The organism is Moraxella tarda (assembly GCF_035181405.1).
In the GTDB taxonomy this organism is placed as follows: domain Bacteria; phylum Pseudomonadota; class Gammaproteobacteria; order Pseudomonadales; family Moraxellaceae; genus Moraxella.
This window is the reverse complement of record NZ_JAYGGV010000003.1, coordinates 199,858-223,010: the sequence shown is the minus strand read 5'-3', so window position 1 is coordinate 223,010 and position 23,153 is coordinate 199,858. Positions and strand designations below refer to the sequence as shown.

The 23,153-nt window shown below is 43.3% G+C and carries 17 protein-coding genes, 4 tRNA genes and 1 pseudogene; 18 read left to right on the top strand and 4 right to left on the bottom strand.

Annotation, left to right across the window (positions count from 1 at the left end):
- Window positions 1-56 precede the first annotated feature (56 nt).
- The 11 genes and pseudogenes from tpiA to pnp all read left to right on the top strand — a co-directional run bounded on the left by tpiA (window position 57) and on the right by pnp (window position 10,946).
- Window positions 57-815, top strand: coding sequence for a triose-phosphate isomerase (gene tpiA, locus U9670_RS05420; RefSeq protein ID WP_323841099.1), 759 nt, complete (start codon window positions 57-59; stop codon window positions 813-815).
- 42 nt (window positions 816-857) lie between these two features.
- Window positions 858-1,217 carry a preprotein translocase subunit SecG gene (secG, locus tag U9670_RS05415; RefSeq protein ID WP_323841100.1) on the top strand — a complete coding sequence of 120 codons (360 nt, stop codon included), beginning with the start codon at window positions 858-860 and terminating at the stop codon, window positions 1,215-1,217.
- A gap of 71 nt (window positions 1,218-1,288) precedes the next feature.
- Window positions 1,289-1,373 (top strand) — tRNA-Leu (locus U9670_RS05410).
- A gap of 212 nt (window positions 1,374-1,585) precedes the next feature.
- Window positions 1,586-1,662: transfer RNA gene (locus tag U9670_RS05405), tRNA-Met, on the top strand.
- A gap of 160 nt (window positions 1,663-1,822) precedes the next feature.
- Window positions 1,823-2,320, top strand: a complete 498-nt coding sequence (gene rimP / locus U9670_RS05400; RefSeq protein WP_323841101.1) for a ribosome maturation factor RimP — start codon at window positions 1,823-1,825, stop codon at window positions 2,318-2,320.
- Window positions 2,321-2,365: 45 nt separating this feature from the next.
- Entirely contained in the window at window positions 2,366-3,847 is a 1,482-nt protein-coding gene (nusA, locus tag U9670_RS05395) for a transcription termination factor NusA (protein WP_323841102.1), read from the top strand.
- Window positions 3,848-4,007: 160 nt separating this feature from the next.
- A pseudogene (infB, locus tag U9670_RS05390) lies at window positions 4,008-6,563 on the top strand (translation initiation factor IF-2); the annotation flags it as partial.
- A gap of 193 nt (window positions 6,564-6,756) precedes the next feature.
- Entirely contained in the window at window positions 6,757-7,158 is a 402-nt protein-coding gene (locus U9670_RS05385; protein ID WP_323841103.1) for a ribosome-binding factor A, read from the top strand.
- The gene (gene truB, locus U9670_RS05380) at window positions 7,158-8,081 is read left to right on the top strand and encodes a tRNA pseudouridine(55) synthase TruB (RefSeq protein ID WP_323841104.1); all 924 of its coding nucleotides are present in this window, start codon (window positions 7,158-7,160) and stop codon (window positions 8,079-8,081) included. Before U9670_RS05385 ends, truB begins: the two co-directional genes overlap by 1 nt.
- Window positions 8,082-8,357: 276 nt before the next feature.
- Window positions 8,358-8,624, top strand: coding sequence for a 30S ribosomal protein S15 (gene rpsO, locus U9670_RS05375; RefSeq protein ID WP_323841105.1), 267 nt, complete (start codon window positions 8,358-8,360; stop codon window positions 8,622-8,624).
- A gap of 231 nt (window positions 8,625-8,855) precedes the next feature.
- Complete coding sequence (pnp, locus tag U9670_RS05370) at window positions 8,856-10,946, top strand: polyribonucleotide nucleotidyltransferase (protein WP_323841106.1); 2,091 nt, start codon at window positions 8,856-8,858, stop codon at window positions 10,944-10,946.
- 211 nt (window positions 10,947-11,157) lie between these two features.
- On the opposite strand, the gene U9670_RS05365 is transcribed toward pnp, so the two are convergent.
- The 3 genes from U9670_RS05365 to gltX all read right to left on the bottom strand — a co-directional run bounded on the left by U9670_RS05365 (window position 11,158) and on the right by gltX (window position 13,081).
- A tRNA-Glu gene (locus tag U9670_RS05365) sits at window positions 11,158-11,233 on the bottom strand.
- A 77-nt stretch (window positions 11,234-11,310) separates the two neighbouring features.
- Window positions 11,311-11,386, bottom strand: a tRNA-Ala gene (locus tag U9670_RS05360).
- 168 nt (window positions 11,387-11,554) lie between these two features.
- Window positions 11,555-13,081, bottom strand: coding sequence for a glutamate--tRNA ligase (gltX, locus tag U9670_RS05355; RefSeq protein WP_416381497.1), 1,527 nt, complete (start codon window positions 13,079-13,081; stop codon window positions 11,555-11,557).
- Between the two features lie 401 nt (window positions 13,082-13,482).
- Here gltX and rsmH point away from each other — a divergent pair, with 401 nt between their 5' ends.
- The 7 genes from rsmH (at window position 13,483) to U9670_RS05320 (ending at window position 22,583) form a co-directional block, all read left to right on the top strand.
- Window positions 13,483-14,454, top strand: a complete 972-nt coding sequence (gene rsmH, locus U9670_RS05350) for a 16S rRNA (cytosine(1402)-N(4))-methyltransferase RsmH (RefSeq protein ID WP_323841108.1) — start codon at window positions 13,483-13,485, stop codon at window positions 14,452-14,454.
- 60 nt (window positions 14,455-14,514) lie between these two features.
- On the top strand, window positions 14,515-14,889 hold the full coding sequence (gene ftsL, locus U9670_RS05345) for a cell division protein FtsL (RefSeq protein WP_323841109.1): 375 nt from the start codon (window positions 14,515-14,517) through the stop codon (window positions 14,887-14,889).
- Window positions 14,886-16,913: a peptidoglycan D,D-transpeptidase FtsI family protein gene (locus U9670_RS05340; protein ID WP_416381488.1), complete on the top strand. Its 2,028-nt coding sequence runs from the start codon at window positions 14,886-14,888 to the stop codon at window positions 16,911-16,913. The genes ftsL and U9670_RS05340 overlap by 4 nt, the downstream gene beginning before the upstream one ends.
- Window positions 16,914-16,947: 34 nt before the next feature.
- Entirely contained in the window at window positions 16,948-18,474 is a 1,527-nt protein-coding gene (locus U9670_RS05335; protein ID WP_323841111.1) for a UDP-N-acetylmuramoyl-L-alanyl-D-glutamate--2,6-diaminopimelate ligase, read from the top strand.
- Between the two features lie 77 nt (window positions 18,475-18,551).
- On the top strand, window positions 18,552-20,027 hold the full coding sequence (locus U9670_RS05330; protein ID WP_323841112.1) for a UDP-N-acetylmuramoyl-tripeptide--D-alanyl-D-alanine ligase: 1,476 nt from the start codon (window positions 18,552-18,554) through the stop codon (window positions 20,025-20,027).
- A gap of 60 nt (window positions 20,028-20,087) precedes the next feature.
- On the top strand, window positions 20,088-21,185 hold the full coding sequence (gene mraY, locus U9670_RS05325) for a phospho-N-acetylmuramoyl-pentapeptide-transferase (RefSeq protein ID WP_323841113.1): 1,098 nt from the start codon (window positions 20,088-20,090) through the stop codon (window positions 21,183-21,185).
- A gap of 165 nt (window positions 21,186-21,350) precedes the next feature.
- A complete protein-coding gene (locus tag U9670_RS05320) occupies window positions 21,351-22,583 on the top strand; it encodes a multidrug effflux MFS transporter (RefSeq protein ID WP_323841114.1) in 1,233 nt (410 codons plus the stop codon).
- Window positions 22,584-22,643: 60 nt separating this feature from the next.
- Here the strand turns inward: U9670_RS05320 and rlmH are convergent, their stop codons facing one another.
- Window positions 22,644-23,126: a 23S rRNA (pseudouridine(1915)-N(3))-methyltransferase RlmH gene (gene rlmH, locus U9670_RS05315; protein ID WP_323841115.1), complete on the bottom strand. Its 483-nt coding sequence runs from the start codon at window positions 23,124-23,126 to the stop codon at window positions 22,644-22,646.
- Window positions 23,127-23,153 lie beyond the last annotated feature (27 nt).

Below are 23,153 nucleotides of genomic sequence, written 5' to 3'. Positions count from 1 at the left end.
TTAAGAATGAAATTAACAAATTCGTGATACCAGCTTTGACAGACAGAGAGTAAAATATGGTAAAGTATGTCATTGGTAATTGGAAGTTGAACCCTGCAACTTTGACTGAGGCGACTGCACTTGCTCATGCTATTGGAGCAATGGCAAATGATGCAAATTGCCATATTGGTTGTACACCCAGCTTTGTACATTTAGCGGCGGTGCGTGAAATTTTAAAGCACTCATCGGTGTGGGTGGGTGTACAGGATATTGGTGCATTTGGGGCGACAGGTGCATTTACTGGTGATGTTTCTGCAGTGCAGGCAGTGGATTTGGGGGCAAAATTTGCCATCATCGGACATTCTGAACGCCGTGCTTATCACAAAGAAGACAACAGCTTGCTTGTCAAAAAAATCACACAAGCCATCAGTGCAGGCCTTGCGGTTGTTTTGTGTGTGGGCGAAACCAAGAGCGAATATGAGCAAGGTGAGACTCTAGGGGTGCTAGATAATCAGCTGTCTGTATTAAATGGCTTGACTGTTTTACAAGACAAATTTGTACAAGACAAGTTGCTTATTGCCTATGAGCCTGTATGGGCGATTGGTACAGGTCTTACGCCGACGATTGATGAAGTAGTGGCTGCACATCGCCACATCAAGGCAAATCTTCAGCATTTAGGTGTTGATGATGTCTGTGTGCTGTATGGCGGTAGTGTCAATGACAAAAATGCCGCTGAGTTTGCTGGTTGTGATGCCGTGAATGGGGCGCTGGTTGGTGGTGCATCATTAAAAGTTCAGAGCTTTGCGACAATCGTAGAGGCATTTGCCCAATTTTAACAATCTTGGTGGATTATCTGCCTTAAATAGTGATTTTAGATTATGTTTACAGTATTATTAGCACTTCATATCATCATTGCCATTGCGATGGTTGGCTTTATTCTGCTTCAACATGGCAAGGGTGCAGATGCGGGTGCATCATTTGGTGCAGGTGCGGCAGGCACAGTATTTGGCGCGGCAGGCTCGGCAAATTTTATGACTCGTGCGACGGCAATTTTGGCGACAATATTCTTTGTAACAAGCTTGGGCTTGGCATGGTATGCTCAAAAACAAGCAGATGAACAGCGTCGCCTTGACATACCAGTCATGCATACAACACAGCCGCCATCTGTACCACCAAGTACAGCTGATGCTGTGCCAGCCGTTGAGACTGCAGAACCAGCGACATCGAACAACCAATAACTTAGAATGGCTTAGTATGATAAAATTTTCTTGATATTTTAGGATTTATCATTATAATAGGTGCATAATTTGCGATCGTGGTGGAATTGGTAGACACGCCATCTTGAGGGGGTGGTGCTTCACGGCGTGAGGGTTCAAGTCCCTCCGATCGCACCAAATATGAAGTTAGACCAAGCAATCGGAAAAAGACTGGTTGCTTGGTCTTTTTATTGGGTTTTAAAGCCCAGCCTAAGCAAAAAAAAGACTTCCTTAATTGATGAGGAATTGATGAGGCGATGACTTAAAATAAAGATTGAAATTAAAAATAAAAAAAGTAAATTAATTCTTGACAGTTACTAAAATCATGCTATAATGGCTTCCTAAATTGATGCGGGGTGGAGCAGTCTGGTAGCTCGTCGGGCTCATAACCCGAAGGTCGTTGGTTCAAATCCAGCCCCCGCTACCACTTTTTCAAATCCTTAATATTTCTTTTAATTATTTAAGGTGTTTTCTTTCTTAAAAAGAAGACTAGGCTGATTGATAGTTATAGCCCACCAAGATGCTTTGTGGGTTTTTTTGTATTTGTCATTTGCCGATTTTCTATTGAAAAGGACATTATAAAACACATGAAACCATCGAGTAAAATCGCTGAATTAACCGAACTTATTGCCCCTGCTGTACAGGCGTGTGGTGTAGATTTGTGGGGTATTGAATTTATGCCACAAGGGCGTAAGTCTTTATTAAGAATCTACATCGAAGTGACTGCCCAACAACGCACAAATGGTGAGCACATCACCATTGATGACTGTTCTGCGGTGAATCATCAGGTATCAGGTGTGCTGGATGTGCATGATCCGATTGCAGGTGAGTACATTTTAGAGGTGTCTAGTCCTGGCTTTGACCGTCCACTGTTTACACCAGAACAAGTCGCATTGTTTGTGGGTGAAATCGTCAATTTGCGTTTGATTCATGCCATTGGGCAAGGTGATATCAAGCGTCGTAAAGTAGTTGGTCGTCTTGTTGAAGTAGGAGAGGTGAGCATGAAAGTTATTACCGAAGACAAACTAGAGTTTGACATTGAATTTAATAATGTGGACAAAGCACATCTGATTTATGAAGATTGATGTTTTGATTTGATTTTAACCCAAAATTAACCCAAAGGATATACGATGAGCCGTGAGATTTTGACCGTTGTTGAGACGGTAAGTAACGAAAAAGGGCTAAATCCTGAAGATATTTTTGAAGCAATTGAGCAGGCCTTGGTTGTTTCTACCAAGAAAAAAGTCTACACCGAACAGCCAGAGGTGGCGATTCGTGTGGCGATTGACCGTAAAACAGGCGATTATGATACTTATCGCTACTGGACGGTAGTGGCAGATGAAGACCATGAAATGCCAGCGTGTCAGCTTGCCATCAGCGACCTTGATGAGAATGAATGGAAAATCGGTGATATCAAAGAAGAGCAAATTGAATCTATTGAATTTGGTCGTATTGCCGCCACTCAGGCCAAACAGGTCATTATTCAAAAAATTCGTGAAGCGGAGCGTGCTCTTGTGGCAGATGCTTTTGAGGCACGAGTGGGTGAGCTTATCACTGGTGAGGTCAAAAAGCAAAGCCGTGATGGGTATGTGATTGATTTGGGGGATAATGCCGAAGGATATCTTGCCAAAGACCAAGCATTGCCAAGAGAAATGTTACGCCCAAAATCACGAGTAACAGCATTGCTACATCAAGTCAATCGTGATGGTCGTGGCTCACAGCTTTTATTGTCTCGTGCGCATAATGATATGCTTGTTGCACTCATGACCAAAGAAGTGCCAGAGATTAGTGAAGGTATTATTGAAATTCGTGATGTGGCACGCCTACCTGGTTTGCGTGCTAAGATTTCTGTGAAGACTAATGACCATCGCATTGACCCTGTGGGTGCTTGCATTGGTATGCGAGGCACTCGCATACAAGCTGTGCAACAAGAGCTGGATGGAGAGCGTGTTGATGTGGTGGTGTGGAATGATGAGCCAGCACAGTACATCATCAGTGCTCTTGAGCCTGCTGATGTGTCAAGCCTTGTTTTAGATGAAGACTCAAAGACTGCGGACATTATTTTTGCCACCAATGACCAGCTTGCCCGTGCGATTGGCTCACAGGGTCAAAATGTGCGTCTGGCATCTGATTTGACAGGTTATAAGCTCAATATGATGCTAGAATCTGAATATCTAGAACGCCAAGCATCAGAATCGGAGACCATCATCAGTTTGTTTTATGAACGCTTAGAAGTTGATAGAGACTTGGCAGAGGCTTTGGTGGAGGTTGGCTTTACTACTATTGAAGAAGTTGCCTATGTGCCTGTGGAAGCTTTCTATGACATTGAAGGTTTGGACGATGAAGCGATTGCTACTATCCAAGAGCGTGCTAAGGCCATAGTTATTGCCGATGAACTTGAAAAACAAAAAAATATCAAAGAGCCAAGTGCCGAGCTGTTGGCCTTAGATGGCATGACGACTGAAATTGCCTACAAACTTGCTGAGCGAGATGTCATCACATTAGATGATTTGGCAGAACAAGCCATCTTTGATATTGAAGACATTGAAGGCTTAGATGGTGAACTTGCAGGCAAGCTTATCATGAGTGCTCGTCAGTCGTGGTTTGAATAACCATGCGTGCTGATGGTATAGGTACCTTGTGATGGGTGCATTTAATTAACGCTTGCCAAACCTATTTTTGGGATTTGGCAAGCAATCGAACAAAGAGTGGACTTACTCTGACCAAAATTAGGTGAAAATTATGGTAGATTCTACCCAAGATAAAAATCAACGAATCAGTATTAAATCAACAACTACTTCCACTGCCAAAGTAACTGGCACATCAGGCAAAGCCAAAGCGGTCAATGTCGTCAAAACCAAAAGAAAAGTCTTTGAAAAACCAGATGCCAATAAGATTGCAGAAGAGGTCGCTGCACAGGTCAAAGCTGCCGAAGAAGCACGCCTAAAAGCTGCTGAAGAAAAGCAAGCCACCGAACGCACAAAAAAAGAAGCTGCAGAGCGTCAGGCGGCAACATTGGCTGCCATGCGTGCCAATAATACGGCCGATGCCAAATCTGAAACAAGCAATGTATCGGTGGTTGTTAAAAAAGCCAAAAAAGATGATGTATCAACTCAAGGCAAGGCCGATACAAAAGCAGATAAAGCAAAAAAATCATCTCCAAAACTAAATAAAGCTGAAACTGCTGCGGCTAAAAAAGCTCGGTTGGCTCGTGAGGCTGAAGAAGAAAAATTGCGTCAGCTAGAAGCGGAAAATCGTCGTAAGGCAGCCGAAGAAGCACAAAAACGCACCCTTGAACAAATGAAGCAGATGGCGAGTCGTTATAGCGAAAAAGACGACACTGCCACCACCATAGTGCGTAAAGATGAACCGCTTGCCAAAGGTTTGGTGGGTGCGGCATTAGAAGAGTCTTTTGAAAAAGAACGCCGAGAAATCAAGCGTGGCTCAGGTGCCAATTTAAGCCGTGGTAAGAGCGGTAAGAAAAAAGGCAAAGAAGAGCTTGAGATTAGACCAAAACAGCGTGGTCTAAAATCATCACAAGCAGGCAAACACAAGTTTGAAATGCCCGTTGAGAAAATTGTTTATCATGTTGAGGTGGGCGAGTCTATTGTCGTGTCTGACCTTGCCCAAAAGATGGCGGTCAAGGTGCGTGAGGTCATCAAATCACTCATGAAAATGGGTGAGATGGTGCGTGAGTCTGATTCCATTGACCAAGACACAGCTTCTTTGGTGGTTGAAGAATTTGGCCATCATGTGGTGTTGGTCTCTGATACCAAACTTGAAGATGATTTGCAAGAGGCAGTTGATGAGAAATCAGGGAATGTTCAAGCACGCCCACCAGTGGTTACCATCATGGGTCATGTTGACCATGGCAAAACATCATTACTTGATAAAATTCGTGAAGCCAAAGTTGCCAGTGGCGAAGCTGGCGGTATCACGCAGCACATTGGTGCGTATCATGTAACGACTGAGCGTGGTGTGATTACTTTTCTAGACACCCCTGGCCATGCTGCCTTTACTGCAATGCGTTCTCGTGGTGCACAAGCGACTGATATTGTTGTATTGGTTGTGGCCGCTGATGATGGTATGATGCCACAGACTGAAGAGGCCATTGATCATGCTCGTGCAGCAGGCACGCCGCTGATTGTTGCCATCAACAAGATGGATAAAGATGCTGCTGACCCAGACCGTGTTATCAATGAGCTTGCGGTTAAAGAAGTCGTGCCAGAGGCTTGGGGTGGTGATGTACCGATGGTAAAAGTTTCTGCCAAAACTGGCATGGGTATTGATGAGCTGCTAGAAACCATCAGCATTCAGGCGGAAATCATGGAGCTTGAAGCACCTGTTGATGGTGCGGCACAAGGTGTGGTGATAGAATCTCGTATTGACAAAGGACGTGGTGCAGTGGCCAGTCTGCTTGTTAAAAAAGGCACACTAAATCAAGGCGATCTTGTTTTGGCAGGTGAGTTCTATGGTAGGGTGCGTGCGATGACAGATGAAAATGCTCAGCGTATCAAGACCGCAGGCCCTTCAATTCCTGTTGAAATTTTGGGTTTGCCAGATGCACCGATGGCAGGGTCTGAATTCCTTGTTGTTTCTGATGAGAAAAAAGCGCGTGAAGTGGCAGATTTTCGTGCAGCTCGTGAACGAGATCGTATCTTAGAGCGTCAAAACAAGATGCGTCTAGATACGCTGTTTGAAAGTATGGGTAATGATATTGCAACATTAAACATCATTCTAAAAACTGATGTGCGTGGTTCATTAGAAGCCTTGCTAAACGCACTTGATGAATTGTCAACCGATGAGGTGAAGGTTCGTGTTATCAGCTCTGGCGTGGGTGCAATTACTGAATCGGATGTGATTTTAGCAGAATCCAGCGAGGCAGTACTGCTTGGTTTTAATGTGCGTGCTGATAATGCAGGTAAGCGTAAGGCTGATGAAGCTGGCATTGATATTCGTTATTATAGCGTGATCTATGGTCTGATTGATGATGTTAAGGCAGCGATGAGTGGTATGCTGGCTCCTGAGCATCGTGAGCAGATTTTGGGCATTGCTGAGGTGCGTGAAGTATTCCGTTCAAGCAAATTTGGTGCAGCGGCAGGCTGTATGGTTCAAGAAGGCGTCATTTATCGCAATAAGCCGATCCGCGTTCTGCGTGATGACAAAGTTATTTTTACAGGTCAATTACAATCACTTCGCCGTTATAAAGACGATGTCAATGAAGTTAAAGCTGGCATAGAGTGTGGTCTTGCGGTCAAAGGTTATGAAGTGGCAGCAGGCGATAAAATTGAAGTCTTCGAGATTCACGAGGTTAAGCGTCAGCTATAGTCGTTTGTCGTAATAAAAAACACCTTAATTTATTGAGGTGTTTTTTATTATTTGCGATTGTTTGGGAACTAAGAAATAAAATTCAAATCAAGTGATTGGTTTAATTTGTAAAAATAGGCTATACTAATCAACGATAACTTTTAAAGTAAAGCGGTTTATTAAGCTGTCAACAAGCTAACAAGAGAGAATATTTATGAATCAAAGATTGCAACGCCTGGCAGACCAGATTCAGCGTACACTGAGTGTGCTGATTCGTGATGAAATTAACGACCCTCGTTTGACAGGTTTTGTTACCATTTCATCTGTCAAGGTCAGTCCAGATTTGGGCTATGCCGATATTTATGTAACTGTTTTGGAACCATCTGAAGATGGTGGCATGAATGCTAATGCTCACCAAGAAAGTTTGCAAGTGCTAAAAAATGCCTCAGGATTTTTGCGTACTGAGTTGTCTCATACCATGAAGACCCGCACCACGCCACGCTTGCGTTTTCATTATGATGAGGTGACCGCACATGGCAATCACATGATGAGTTTGGTGTCTGAGGCGATGAAAAAAACAGGCGAAACGGCCAACGACGAGGCAGTTGGTGAGTAATGGCAAAGCAGACTGTATCAGGCGTACTATTACTAAACAAACCGCAAGGCATAAGCTCACATACCGCCCTAAATCAAGCCAAACGCTTGTTCATGTCGGCTGATTTTGACAGTAAAAAAGCAGGGCATACAGGCACGCTTGATCCGATGGCGACAGGGCTTTTGCCGATTTGTCTGGGTGAGGCAACCAAATTTAGTAGTTTTGGATTGAATGCTGATAAGGGTTATTCTGCTGTCATTAAGCTGGGCGAGCAAACCGATACAGGTGATCAAGAAGGGCAGAGTCTTAACATCTTGCCCGTAATGCCATTTGACCAGCATGGGTTAGATGAGCTTGCCAAGCAACTGACAGGTGAGCGGTATCAGACTCCGCCGATGTATTCTGCCCTAAAAAAAGACGGTAAAAAACTCTATGAATATGCCAGAGATGGCATACAAATAGAGCGAGAGGCACGCCCCATTGTCATACATAATCTCAATTTGACCAAATTGAGTGATGATGAAATTCATTTAAGTGTCATTTGTTCAAAAGGTACTTATGTACGAGTGCTGGGTGAGAGTGTGGCTGAAGGGCTTGGAACGGTTGGGCATTTGACCGCCTTGCATCGCATCAGTACTGGCGGATTTGAGGTGGCAGATGCTGTTACGCTTGATGAGCTTGGTCATTTGTCATTTAATGAGCGATTTGCTAAGCTGCTGCCAATCGACGCACTATTGACACATTTGTCAATTGTGGTTTTAAATCATCAAGAAACCCTGCGTATCAAAATGGGGCAAAGGCTAAATGTCAAAGACCGTATGACGGCGTCTGAATTTGGTGACGACACTTGTCAAGTGCGTCTGTATTGCGATGGGGACTTCGTTGGGTTGGGTGTCATTGAGGCCAGCGGACGATTACAGCCCATCAAAGTGGTGCAAAGATAACCGACTTTGGTGTTTGTCTATTTATCCTGTTTTGTTAGATTTATTCATTTGTTAAGTAGATTACGGGCGCCAATTTCAATCTTTAGCCCTTGGTTGGTTATTGGATTAGCGAATTTGTGCATTCTGATGGTCGGATGTTGATTTTTTTGTCATCTTTCAATGACTTTTTGCGGTTTTTGTGTTATAATCATAAGTCCGTGCCAATAGGCTTAGGCAGGCTTTGGCAATGCACAGCTTGCCCGAATTATTTTGCATTGCTCATATAGGAATTTAGTCATGCTAACCAATAAAGACCGTGAAGACATCATCGCCAAATTTAAACGCGCTGAGAACGACACTGGCAGCCCAGAAGTACAAGTAGCACTTCTTACCGCTCGTATCAACGACCTACAAGACCACTTTAAAGCTCACAAGGCTGACCATCATAGTCGTCGTGGTTTGATTCGTATGGTTAACCAACGCCGTAAACTACTAGACTACCTAAAAGGTAAAAACCTAGATCGTTATACCGCATTGATTGGTGAACTAGGACTACGCCGTTAATTTGGTGTTTGGGTTTATGTTTATGAAGCCCTAAATGAAAAAACGGTGTTTTGTGTGAACGCCGTTTTTTGCTTTTTAATTTTTTTTATCATGTTTGATTGCATTGCCTTAGAATGCTAATGAGTGGGTTTTAGCATCAAGTTTTGTTGGGTTGTGTCTTATGCATACCCTAAGAACAATTCTACTCATTAGCCTTTTATGGCTTGTAATTAAAATCACAAGGAACAAAATATGTTTAATATCATTCGCCAAGAATTTCAGTATGGCAATCAACAAGTTGTCTTAGAAACAGGCCGTGTCGCTCGTCAGGCCAATTCGGTGGTTGTCCACATGGGCGATGTATCCGTGTTGGTTGCTGTGGTTGTGCGTCCAGAAGCTGTGGCAGGTCAAGACTTTTTCCCATTGACTGTAAATTATCAAGAAAAAATGTACGCATCAGGTAAGATTCCTGGTGGTTATGGTAAGCGTGAAGGTCGTGCATCAGAGTTTGAAACCCTAACATCTCGTTTGATCGATCGCCCTATTCGTCCGCTATTTCCAGAAGGCTACTATAATGAAATTCAAGTTACCGCAACTGTAATTTCATCTGGTAAGACTCAAGATGCTGACATTGCTGCGATGATTGGTACATCGGCGGCACTTGTCATCTCTGCGGCACCATTTAATGGCCCAATTGGTGCGGCTCGTGTTGGTTTTATTAATGGTGAATATGTACTCAATCCAAATCATGCACAGATGCAAGAAAGTCAGCTTGATTTGGTGGTGGCTGGTACAAAAGCTGCGGTGCTGATGGTGGAATCAGAAGCTAAAGAGCTGTCAGAAGATCAAATGCTCGGTGCTGTATTGTATGGCCACGGCCAACAACAGGTGGTGATTGATAATATTAATGCTTTTGCACAAGCGGTTGGCAACGCCAAAGCCGAATTTATCGCTCCTGCGATTAATGAAGAGCTGAACAATGCTTTAAAAGAAAAATTTACTCAGAAAGTCAGTGAGGCTTATACCATTACAGTAAAGCAAGATCGTTATGCACGCCTTGATGAATTGGCAGCTGAGGCATTGACTTTGGCAGGTGATGAAACGGCAGAAGATTATGCTGATAAAGTTGGTCAAATCAAAGAATTGTTTGAAACCCTAAAATATCGCACCGTGCGTGATAATATTTTGTCTGGCAAGCCTCGTATTGATGGCCGTGATTTGGAAACCGTGCGTGCACTTGACATTCAAGTAGGGGTACTGCCTTATACACATGGTTCGGCGTTGTTTACTCGTGGTGAAACCCAAGCTCTTGTAACCACTACGCTAGGCACCAGCCGTGATGTGAACTTGGTGGATACTTTGGCTGGTACTAAGCAAGACCATTTTATGCTGCATTATAATTTCCCACACTACTCAGTGGGTGAGACTGGTCGTGAAGGTGGTCCAAAACGCCGTGAAATCGGCCATGGCCGACTGGCTCGTCGTGGCGTACAAGCCATGTTGCCAGCGGCTGACCGTTTCCCATACACCATTCGTGTGGTGTCTGACATTACCGAATCTAATGGATCAAGCTCAATGGCATCTGTTTGTGGTGCGTCATTATCGCTGATGGATGCAGGTGTACCACTAAAAGCACCTGTAGCTGGCATTGCAATGGGGTTGGTTAAAGAAGGTGATCGTTTTGCAGTATTGTCCGATATTTTGGGCGATGAAGATCATTTGGGTGATATGGATTTTAAAGTGGCAGGCTCGGTAAACGGCATCACCGCTTTGCAAATGGATATTAAGATTGAAGGTATCACTGCCGATATCATGGAGCAGGCATTAAAGCAAGCTCACGCAGGTCGTATTCACATTTTAAATGCGATGAATGAAGTGATCTCAACTTCTCGTACTGAGATTAATGCCCATGCACCAAACTATGCAACCATTGAAATTAATCCAGAGAAAATCCGTGATGTCATTGGTAAGGGTGGAGCAACCATTCGTGCACTAACCGAAGAGACTGGGGCGACTGTAGACATTGATGATAATGGTGTGATTCGCATCTTTGGTGAGTCAAAAACCTCTACTCGTGCTGCTATTGCCAAGATTGAAGCCATTACCGCTGAGGTGGAAGTGGGGACGATTTATGAAGGTAGTGTTGCTCGTATCGTAGAATTTGGGGCGTTTGTTAATATTCTGCCAGGTACAGATGGTCTGGTGCATATCAGCCAAATTGCTGATGAGCGTGTAGAAAATGTCACTGATTACCTCAAAGAAGGCCAAACCGTTAAAGTTCAGGTGCAAGACATTGATAATCGTGGACGCATTAAATTGACCATGAAAGGCATTGAACAATAAATTATTACTATTTAAAAAAAACCGCTCTAAGCTTGGAGCGGTTTTTTTATTTAAAATTTTTATCCAAAATTTAACTGTGATTTGGTATGGTCTGACTAAGTTTAGATCATTAAGTATGTTTTATGAGCATGGGTTAATGATTGGTGTATTATCGTAATTGATGTATTTAAAAAATAAAAAGCCAATCTCAATGATTGGCTTTTTGGAATATTGGCACTCCATAGGGGATTCGAACCCCTGTTACCGCCGTGAAAGGGCGGTGTCCTAGGCCTCTAGACGAATGGAGCACAAAATAAAGTTTTGCAACTTTGTTATAAGAATGTAAGATGATTGCCTAGGTGCTTACATTCGTCCTTATCAAATTTGGTGGAGCTAAGCGGAGTCGAACCGCTGACCCCTTGCATGCCATGCAAGTGCTCTACCAACTGAGCTATAGCCCCTTTGCTAAGGTGGGCGTATTATATAAGGAGACTGACAAAATGTCAATAAAATATTTTAAAAACTTATAAAAATTTTATAGATTATTGATTTTATTATTTTTTTAAATTGACCATCAAATAAAAAGCCAATAATTTTTTTGTCAATTATTGGCTTTGTTTGTTAGGTTTTTATGAATTTAAAAAATCAGGCAAAGATTTGTTTGCCTCTTCTAATTTTTTGAGTTTCTTTTTTCCAAGTCCGCCTAAGACCTCACAAGCATGGCGTAGTCTTGCTAAAGTCATGTCTGCACCAATGATATACATTGAATTCATCACAGGTGTGGAGCTGGTTGAGCCTGCAATGGCAACAAAAAATGGCTGCATGAAATCTTTGAGTTTAATCTCAAAATGAGAGGCTAGGCCTTTTAAGGTCTGATAAATATTCTCTTCACTCCATACGGGTAGGCGTTCTAGTTGCCAAGTAGCCAGATATAGGATTTCCAAGATTTGTTCGTTATTCAAAGTTTTATGAGCAAAGTCATCGGCTGTTACATTTGGGAGGTTTTGAAAGTAAAACCCTGCCCAGTTTACGGCATCTGTTAAGGTATTAATGCGTGGCTGAATGGCCTTGGCGATATTGGTTAATTTGTCATCATCAAATGCCCAAGATAAGAGGCGGTTTTTTAATTCATTAGCACTCATCGCTCGCAAATATTCGCCATTTAACCAATACAACTTTTCAATATCAAATACAGGTCCGCCAAGAGACACTCTTTGGATATCAAATGTTTCAATCATTTCATTTAAAGTGAAGATTTCTGCTTCTGATGGCAGACTGTACCCCATGCGACCTAAGTAATTAATTAGCACTTCTGGTAATATGCCTGCGTCTTTATAATAAGTGATGCTTGTTGGGTTTTTGCGTTTTGAGAGCTTGGATTTATCGGGGTTGCGAAGTAGTGGCATGTGGCATAATACAGGCATTTCCCAGCCAAAATATTCATACAAAAGCTTGTGCTTGGGAGCAGAATTAATCCATTCTTCACCACGAATCACATGGCTAATTTGCATCAAGTGGTCATCTACAACATTGGCAAGATGATAAGTTGGTAGACCGTCTGCCTTTAATAATACCTGCATATCCACAGTTTCCCAAGGGATTGTGATATCGCCACGCAAAAGGTCGTGAATCACGCAATCACCCTCGGTTGGCACACGCATACGAATGACAAAGGGCTTACCGCTTTTTGCCAACTCATCGCTTTCTGCTTGCGAAAGATTAGCATAGCGACCGTCATAGCGAACAGATAAGCCTTGTGCCTCTTGCTCTTTACGCATGGCATCTAATTCTTCGGTGGTGCAAAAACAGCGAAAAGCGTGTCCTTTATCTAAGAGCTCTTGGGCGTATTTTTGGTAAATTTCTTTTCGTTCACTTTGGCGGTAAGGGGCAAATGGACCGCCCACATCAGGACCTTCTGACCACGACAGCCCTGCCCATTTAAGAGCGTCTAAAATCATTTTTTCAGATTGGGCGGTACTACGAACTTGGTCGGTATCTTCAATGCGTAGAATAAATTCGCCACCTTGAGACTTGGCAAAAACCATATTGAATAAAGCGATGTAAGCTGTGCCCACATGAGGGAAGCCTGTGGGGCTTGGAGCAATACGAGTACGAACTGGCTTGGTGGTCATAATTTTCTCTGATAATCCGATGATAAGTAAAATGTAAATTCAAATCATTGTATGAGTCATTTAATCAAATACAAGAGTGCAGATTTGCCGTATATGATAGCAAAATTAGCTTTATTTTTATAGCAAAAAATACACATAGAATTTGGCAACAATTTACAACAAAAACAAATTGGATTGCACAAAATATCCTTGATAAAATAGATGATTAAGCCAGATTTGGCACATCTTTTGAAGTTTTGGCAAGCACTTTTCTGTTTTTTTGTAAAAAACTCATTAGAAATGTTACAAATGGCTTGACTATATGGCAGAGCTTGCGATAATACACACTAAAAATTTTTTGCTTTAAAATTTACCAATCGTATAAAAATTAAAACCCCACCAGTTCGCCGTTTTATCACTTCATCAAGTCATCACGAGTACCAAGCATGAGCAGTTTTGAATTTACGCACCAGACGGTTTTATTAAATGAAACGGTAGCGATGATACTTGGTGTTAAAGTATTGTCAAAGACGCAAAAAGGGGTGTTTGATGGTGTGTATGTAGATGCAACTTTTGGGCGTGGTGGTCATAGTCGTCTGTTGCTTGAGTATCTTAGCAAGGATGCACGGCTGATTGTCTTTGACAAGGACATACAAGCCATACAAGTAGCGAATGAATTGGCAAGAACAGACAGGCGTGTTACTGTCATTCATGATAGTTTTGCCAGCTTAAACGAGCAACTGCATCAATTGAACATCGCAGAGGTTGATGGTTTGATGGCGGATTTGGGGGTATCAAGTCCGCAGCTTGATGATGGCAGTCGTGGTTTTAGCTTCATGCGAGATGGCAGGGTGGATATGCGTATGGATACCACCCGTGGAGAGCCTGTCTCAGCATGGCTGTCTTATGTAGATGTAGATACTTTGGCAGATGTGCTTTATGAGTATGGTGAAGAGCGTCATAGCCGTAAAATTGCTCGTGCGATTAAAGCGATGGAAAATTATGATTCCACTCTTGCTTTGGCGGAGGTCATCAAGCAGGCACACCCAGCTTGGCAAAAAGGCAAGCACCCAGCCACACAAAGCTTTCAGGCTATGCGGATTTTTATTAATAATGAGCTTGGCGATGTGGATGATTTTTTGAATCAAAGTTTGACAGCGTTAAAGGTGGGTGGGCGTTTGGCAGTGATCAGCTTTCATTCATTAGAGGACAGACGCATTAAGCGGTTTTTAAATAATCACAGCCGTGGCCGTTGGGAAGATGATGATAAGCTCCCCATACCACCCCAGCGTGCCAAATATTTTTGTAAGCCATGGCGAGTTGCACCATCTGATGCGGAAGTTGACGCTAACCCTCGTGCTAGAAGTGCGTGGTTGCGAGGGGCAGTACGCACAGATGTGGCATGTCGTCATTTTTGATGAATTTTGTATTTTTAGCAGTTTTTTACTCATAACCTAAGACATAAAGACATAGACACCATGATTGACAAGCACGCTCATTTAATTTCGTCTGACGCCCACGCTGATGATTCGGTCAGCATGGTGGGGTTGTACCGTTTGATTTTGATGGTGCTTTTTGTGGCGATTATGTGGACAGGGGTTGGTATTGCCAAGCAAACACAAGCACATCATGAAGTCTATCGGCAACTGCAACAACTTAAAGAAGAATTGACAGCCATGCAAGTTGAAAAACAACGCCTACTTATTGAGCAACAAACTTTTAGTGCCACACCGCAGATTGCCCGCCGTGCAGTCAGCGAATTGGGTATGTTTTTTCCTGTAGGAGACAGTCGCCGTATTATCAGCTCAAGTGCCAGTATACAGTCAACACAAGCTAAGCAGGCAGGCGAATGATGAAAAAAACAAACCAAAAGCAAGGTGCGTCGTCCAAAGTTACTCCGCCACTTCGCAAAAAACCCACCCAAAATAAAGCCAATCCTGCCAAGCATCATCAAGAAGAGCAAAAAAGAAATTTTGGTTCATGGCTTTTGGACAAAATGGGCTTAGCAAAGCGTCGTCGCCAAGTTACGATGCTCGGTGGCATGCATGATGTTGGGCGATATCGTGCGGTTTGGGTGGTGATGGCGATGAGTTTTTTATTACTGTTTGCTCGAGCCTTTTATTTGCAGGTCATCAATTCACCATTTTTGATTGAAAAAGGCGATCAGCTCATCACTGCCAAGCGTGCTATGCCTGTCTATCGTGGCATGATTACCGATACCGCAGGTGCACCATTGGCGGCAAATGCTCCGTTATCAACGGTGGTGTTTAGCCCCTATGACTATGCGTTAAAGTATTATGATCTTGATAAAATCATCAAAACCTCACCAGACCAAAAAAAAAGGGACGAGGCCTTAAAGCAGCTCAAAGAAATGGACTTGGTGAAGCTGTCTGGCATGGCAAACTTTCCCTTGGATAAGCTACAAAAAGCCGTAGCGATTGATACTGCGGTTGATGTCACAGACGAATCGGCGGTTAATGCGGTCTTGCCAAAAGGTGCAGGTTCAAGGCGGATAATTTTATTATCAAAAGCACCACCTGAGTTGGTTGAACCGTTAATGCAACTTAAATTTGCTGGTGTGAGTGAGGAGAAATTTTTTCAAAGATACTATTTACAAGCCGAGCCGAATGCACAGATTTTGGGCTATATGGCACAGTCAAATGATGAAAAAAATGGCGGTTATGTAGGGCGTGCAGGCATCGAGGCCAAATATGAAAAACAATTGGCAGGTGAAAAAGGGCAGGTGTTAATTCTAAAAGATGCACACCGATCCGTGATTAAAGAGCTCAAAGAAATTAAGCCACAAGTTGCAGGTCAAGACATTCAGCTGACCATTGATTCTCGTTTGCAGTATGTTTTATACAAAGAACTTGAACAGGTGGGACGGATACAATCAGCTCGTTCTAGTTCAGGTATTGTGGTGGATGTTTTGACTGGTGATGTGTTAGCACTTGGGTCTTGGCCATCTTTTAACTCAAATAATCTTGCTGAACGGACGGGGGCAAACGAACGCAATCGCCCTGTATTAGACACATTTGAACCAGGCTCTATCATGAAGCCGTTTACGGTGGCAGCAGCACTAGAATCTGGTAAGTATTCGGTCAATTCACTCATTGATACCGCCCCAGGCAGTATGTATGTTGGTGGCTATACCATTCGTGATAGCAGTAATTATGGCTCCATCACACTGGCCAAACTCATTCAAAAATCAAGCAATGTTGCATCTGCTAAGATTGCACTGAGCCTTGGGGCTAATGATATTGCCGATATTCAGCGTCGTTTTGGTTTTGGAAAAAAAACAGCACTTAATTTTCCAGCAGAAGCATCTGGCAGTGTCAAAAATCCAAATGGCGAAAAAGACACAACACGCCGTGCAACTTTAAGCTACGGTTATGGGCAAAGTGTTACGCTGGCTCAGGTCGCCCAAGCCTATGCCGGTCTTGCTAGTTATGGTCAAATGCATCCTTTGCGTCTGGTCAAAAGTGAAGAAAGTGCTGAACCCACCAAAGTGATTGAAGCTCGCCATGCTGAAGCGATTGTTAAGATGATGGAGTTGGTTACTGAGCAGGGTGGTACGGCTCGTGCGGCGGCGATTAATGGTTATCGTGTGGCGGGCAAGACAGGTACAAGTCGCCGAGCTAAGCCTGAAGGGGGTTATTATACCGATCAGTATCGCACAACCTTTGCAGGCATTGCCCCTGCGTCAAATCCACGCTTTGTGGTGGCTATTTTGGTAGAGGATCCACGCCGTCAGCACTATGGAGGGGTGGTTGCTGCACCAGTTTTTCACAATGTCATGAAAGAGGCATTGCGTTTGTACAATGTACCATTTGACAAGCCATTGCAGGTCAATGCCAAAGATTTACCGCTGTCTTAGTTGTATTAGCTTAGTTTATTAGAAAGGATTTGCCATGAGGCCCATTACGCTGTCTGAGCTGTTTGCTCAATTAAATTTAACCATGCTTGATGATGCTGTCCAAAGTGTGGCAAATTTGCCTTTTGTGCGATTTTGTCTTGATAGTCGCAAGATTGAGCATGGCGATGTGTTTGTGCTGTTGTCAAGTGTTGGGCAACAAGATGATTTTGAGCGTGTTAATGGCTACCTAAAATCCATTGAAACCAAAGTGGCTTTTGTATTATCTCAAATTGACCCTAAACATCTAGACTGGACGAATTTTAAAAAACCAATCATTCATTTGCCAACCATTCGTCATTATTTGGGCGATTTAATTGCCGCCAGATTTCAGCTACAAAAACCCGCCAAACTGCCTGCTGTTGTTGCGGTAACTGGTACAAATGGCAAAACAACTGTCAGCCAGCTTGTCGCACAGCTTGCTGAATTATCAGGAGTGCCATCTGCTGTTATGGGTACAGCAGGCAATGGCAAGCTAAATAATCTGGTGCAGTCGTCTAATACAACAGGCGATGTGCTGGCCGTGCATGAGTTTTTGTATCAGATGGCAATCGATGGGGTGGAATTGGTGGCGATTGAGGCGAGCAGTCATGGGTTGCACCAGCATCGTTTACAAGGCGTGCCTGTACAGGTGGCGGTTTATACCAATTTGTCGCATGACCACTTAGATTATCATGCTGATATGGCTGATTATGCCAAAGCAAAGGCACGCTTGTTTGATGATGAATATTTTAGTACGCTGATGTGCGGTATCATCAATGCTGATGCTAAATACTCGCTATTTACCGATGATTTTTCTTGTCATTATCAATTATTGACATACAGCCAAACCGACAATAAGGCGGATTATTTTGCCAGTGCCATGACTCCAAGCTTAAATGGTGTGAATATTACCCTTGATTCACAAGGTGAATCAATCATGCTAAACAGCCCATTGCTTGGTTTGTTTAATGTACAAAATCTCATGGCATCTGTGGCGGCTTTTTTAGCACTATATCCAAATCAGCGTAAAAACCTACCAAATTTGGTCGCCAGATTGCAAGGTGCGCGTGGTCGTATGCAGCGAGTGCCATCGCAATCAGGTTTGTTCATCGTGGATTATGCACATACACCAGACGCACTCGAGCAAGTGCTTAAAAACCTTAGAAATCATTGTATGGGTAGATTGATTGCGGTGTTTGGTTGTGGTGGTGACAGGGATAAAACCAAGCGTCCTATTATGGCAAAAATGGGCGTAACACACGCCGATGTCGCCATTTTGACTGCGGACAATCCACGCTCTGAAGACCCAAATCAGATTTTAAAAGATATGCAAACAGACTTGACTTGTCAAGAGCATTACAAGGCCATTATTGAGCCTGATCGTAAAACCGCCATCGAACAAGCGGTTAAGATGGCAAGTGGGGACGATATTGTGGTGCTTTTGGGTAAAGGGCATGAGACCTATCAAGAGATTGACGGTGTGCGTCATGACTTTGATGATGTGGCGGTACTCGGCAAGGCCATTCTTAAGTTTAATAAATAATCACTGATAAGATGATAAAACAATCTGCCTTTGTATGTATTTTTAAGGCAATATAAAACTAAAAAAAAGAGCAAGACATGACAACAAATGGCCTTTATATTTGGCACAAAGACAATCTGCAAGCTGCCACAAATGGCACTTGGCAGGGTGAATTTAACAAAAAAAGTGTAAAAATTACAACCGACACACGCATCATCAAGCAAGGCGATATTTTTCTTGCCATCAAAGGTGATAATTTTGATGGACATGCTTTTATTGATGTCGCCCAAGAAAAAGGGGCGGTGGCGGTGATTGTTGATACAGTAGTGGACAACAAGTTGCCACAGCTTATTGTGGGTGATACCAAAAAGGCCTTGGGGCTTTTGGGGCAGTATCGTCGCAATGAACACCATGATTTGACGGTGGTGGCATTGACAGGTTCATCTGGCAAAACCACCACCAAAGAGATGATTGGTAGCATCTTGGGTCTGATTGCCCCTACACTGATTACTCGTGGCAATCTAAATAATGACTTGGGCGTGCCAATGATGCTCTTAGAACTCACCGATGAGCATCGCTTTGCTGTGATGGAGCTTGGTGCAAATCATGTGGGAGAAATTGCTTATACCAGCGGTCTTGTGCGTCCTGATGTGGCATGTGTACTAAATATTGGTACAGCACATCTGGGCGAGTTTGGTGGACGCACAAACATCGCCAAAGCTAAGTCTGAAATCTATTCGGGGCTGACGGCAGATGGTGTGGCAGTTGTGCCATTTGGCGATGAATTTTTTGAGTTTTTGGGTGAAAGTGCCAGCGGGTTTACTGATCAGATTCTAACCTTTGGTGAGGCAAAAATACCGATTGAGCAAGCCGATTTATCAGATGAAGATGTACAAACACTTTTTGAGCAGGGCGTAACCTCGGTCCTAATGATGGGCGATTTGTTTGCTGATGATATTGATATAACGCCAGCTGGCAGTACATTTACACTAAATACCAATCTTGAAATTGATGAAATTGAAAGCTTGCTTGTATCTTTGCCATTCATCGGTGAGCATAATGTCGCCAATGCTTTGGCGGCTGCAACTTGTGCTTATGCACTTGGCGTACCGCTTGATCTGATTGTAAGGGGTCTTGAAAAGGCAACCCCACCAAAAGGTCGTTTGACACGCATTGCTTTTGGCGAGCATACGCTCATTGACGACACCTATAATGCCAATCCAACCTCCATGATAGCTGCTGCCAAAGTCTTAGAGCAAGAGGACTTGGTCAAGATTTTGGTGCTTGGCGATATTTTTGAATTGGGCGATGTGGCAGATGATGAGCATCATCGTCTGGGTCAAGATTTGGCTGTGCTTGCAGTTGATGAGATTTTTGGTCTGGGTACGCACATGGCTCAAATGGTGCGTGGTGCCAACGAGATTCGTGCGATTGCTACGCATTTTAATGATAAGTCGGACCTGCTTAATGCCCTAAAATCACGCCTACAAGAGGCGAAGACTGCCGTATTATTTAAAGGTTCTCGTGGCATGAAAATGGAGACGCTCATTGAGCATTTGATGGGCCATCAATAGTTGATTTTGAAATAAAATTTAGTAAAACGGCATGAGTGAGAATGCCACAAGGGTTTGATAATGCTTTATTGGTTGTTTCAACATAGCGACATCGCTATTTCTTCTTTGACATTGCGAGCACTGCTTGCGGTCATTACCGCACTTTTGATTGTGATTGGGGCAGGCAAGCCTGTCATCAATTATCTTCGTACTTTAAAATATGGTCAAGCAGTGCGTGATGATGGCCCAAAAACGCATCTGGTTAAGCAAGGTACGCCAACAATGGGCGGTGTGCTTATTCTGGCAGCGATTGGCATTGCCACTTTGTCATGGGCGGACCTATCCAATCCTTATGTATGGATTTTGATGGTGGTGATGGTGATTTTTGGAGCGGTTGGCTGGGCAGATGACTGGCTCAAAATTAAGCATAAAAACCCACAAGGTTTGATTGCCCGAAAGAAATATTTTTGGCTATCGGTAGGGTCGTTATTTGTAGGTATTTCATTGTATTATATTGCCATGCAACAAAATGCGGTGACCGCTGCTGCCATGCAAGATTTGCTGGTGCCAATATTTAAAAGCTGGGTCATTCCCTTGTCGGTGATTCCATTTGGGCTGGGCTTTATCATTTTGACTTATTTTACAATCAATGGCTCGTCAAATGCTGTTAACTTAACCGATGGGCTTGATGGACTGGTGATTTTACCTGTGGTTCTTGTGGCAGCGGGCTTGGGGGTGTTTGCATACATCTCTGGCTCGCCAAATTATGCAGCCTATATGCATGTGCCATATATTGCTTATAATGCTGAGGTCATCATCGTTTGTGCGTCCATCATTGGTGCAGGGCTTGGGTTTTTGTGGTATAACGCTGCCCCAGCAGATGTATTCATGGGTGATGTGGGGGCGTTGTCCTTGGGCGGTATGTTGGGGACGATGGCAGTGATGACTCGTCAGGAGCTTGCTTTTGTGATTATGGGGGGGATTTTTGTTGCTGAAGCGGTGTCGGTAATTTTACAAGTTGGCTCTTATAAGCTTCGCAAAAAACGCATTTTCTTAATGGCACCTTTGCATCATCATTTTGAAGAGAAGGGGCTAAAAGAAACCAAAGTTGTGGCAAGATTTTATATCGTTTGTATCATACTTGTTGTTTTGGGTTTGATGACCTTAAAGCTGCGTTAAATCCATCGCTAATCAATGAATTAAACCCATGTTTTGCATGGGTTTAATTTTATATCATATCAAAACACATGATGTGTGGCAGTTATGCTAGAATAACGCAAATCAAAAAATACCAGCTGTTAAAGCTAAAATTAACAATGAATAAACCATAGACATAGGCAAATGATGAATAATAGTCCAAACCAAATTGTGCAAGAAAAGCCCTTCCCAACACTGTGGGTGCTTATCATGGGTGTGATGATTGCCATAGGTCCGCTGGCGATTGATATGTATTTGCCTGCTTTGCCAAGTATGGCAGAGGAATTTGGTGTGAGCACCACCAATGTGGCTCGCTCTGTGCCTGCTTATTTTATCGGACTGGTATTTGGTCAGCTGTTTTATGGTCCATTTTCCGACAGAGTTGGGCGTGTCAAGCCAATGTACATTGGTATGACGATTTTTATTACCGCATCTGTGATTTGTGCCATGACTAATGATGAATGGGTGTTGTTTGTGGCTCGTACCATACAGGCACTAGGGGCGTGCGTAACAGGTGTGGTAACGCGTGCGACCATTCGTGATACACTCAACCCCATTCAGTCGGCTCGTGCGTTTAGCTTGATGGTGCTGGTTATGGGGGTTGCACCTATTTTGGCACCAACGCTTGGAGCGATGATTTTGCAGGTTTTTGATTGGCATGTGCTATTTTGGTTTTTGGCAGCTTATGGCGTGCTGATTGTTATTTTAACCAAGTTGTTTTTAAAAGAAACTTTACTGCCAGAAAATCGCAATACTCGTCCTGTGAGCGAGACTTTTATTGGCTATGTGGATTTGTTAAAAGACAGCACTTTTACCATTCCTGCGGTGGCAGCAGGTCTGCTACAAGGTTCGTTTTTTATTTATTTATCAATTGCTAGTATACTCTTTATGGAAAATTATGGGCTGTCTGAGAGAGAATTTGCAATTGCTTTTGGGACAAATGCCTTTGGTTTCATTGCACTGACTCAGGTTAATCAGTTTTTGACCAAAAAATTTCGTTTGGTGCAGTTGCTTCGTTTTGGGGCACTGATGCAAGTCATTTCAGCAATATGCCTGTTAATGCTTGGGCTGATATTTGGTGGCGGGGCAAATTTTGTGTTGGTTTTTGTGGCGATTTTTGTCTGTATTGCAGGGCTTGGCTTTACACAGCCGAATGCAGGAGCGATTGCACTGGCTTTTCAAAAAAAGCGCGCAGGCATGGCGGCAGCAATGCAAGGTGCATTGCAGTTTTCGGTGGGGATTTTTGGTGGATTAATACTAAGCATATTTGATGTCAATCCTGTGTCAAAACTTGGCATTACGGCGACTATTTTGACAGTCGCTGGTACATTTTTGGTGTATCGTTTAGATGCCAAGCTGGATTTATCCAAAGTTGATTGAGATTTGTTTTTGGTGTGTTTGGGTGCTGTTAGCACAACACAGCCTTTATTTTGGTTCAAATCAACCGCCACGATGATAAGGGTGGTTGTTGATGATACTCATTGCTCGGTAAAGCTGTTCAACCAAAATCACACGCACAAGAGGATGTGGCAAAGTCAAATTGGACAACGACCATTTAAAATTTGCAGCTGCCAACACTTCTGTTGATACCCCATCAGCACCACCAATGACAAGAGCGATATCTGCACCATCGGTCATTGCCATGCTCAATTTGTCTGCCAAGTGCTCGGTACACAGCATTTTTCCTTTGATTTCTAGCACCCAGAGTTGTTCTTTTGGGTGGCGAGCATTCAAGATGGCCTGTCCTTCTTGCTGTTTGTATTTTTCAATGTCGGCAGGCGATGGGTTTTTGGTGCGTTTGGCAGGTGTAAGTTCTATGATCTCGGTACTTATCATTGGTTGAATGCGTTTAAAATACTCATCTATGCCAGACTGCACCCATGCAGGCATCTTATGTCCGATGCTCAAAATTCTTAGTTTCATGATAATCTCGTGTTAATTTTTTGTCTA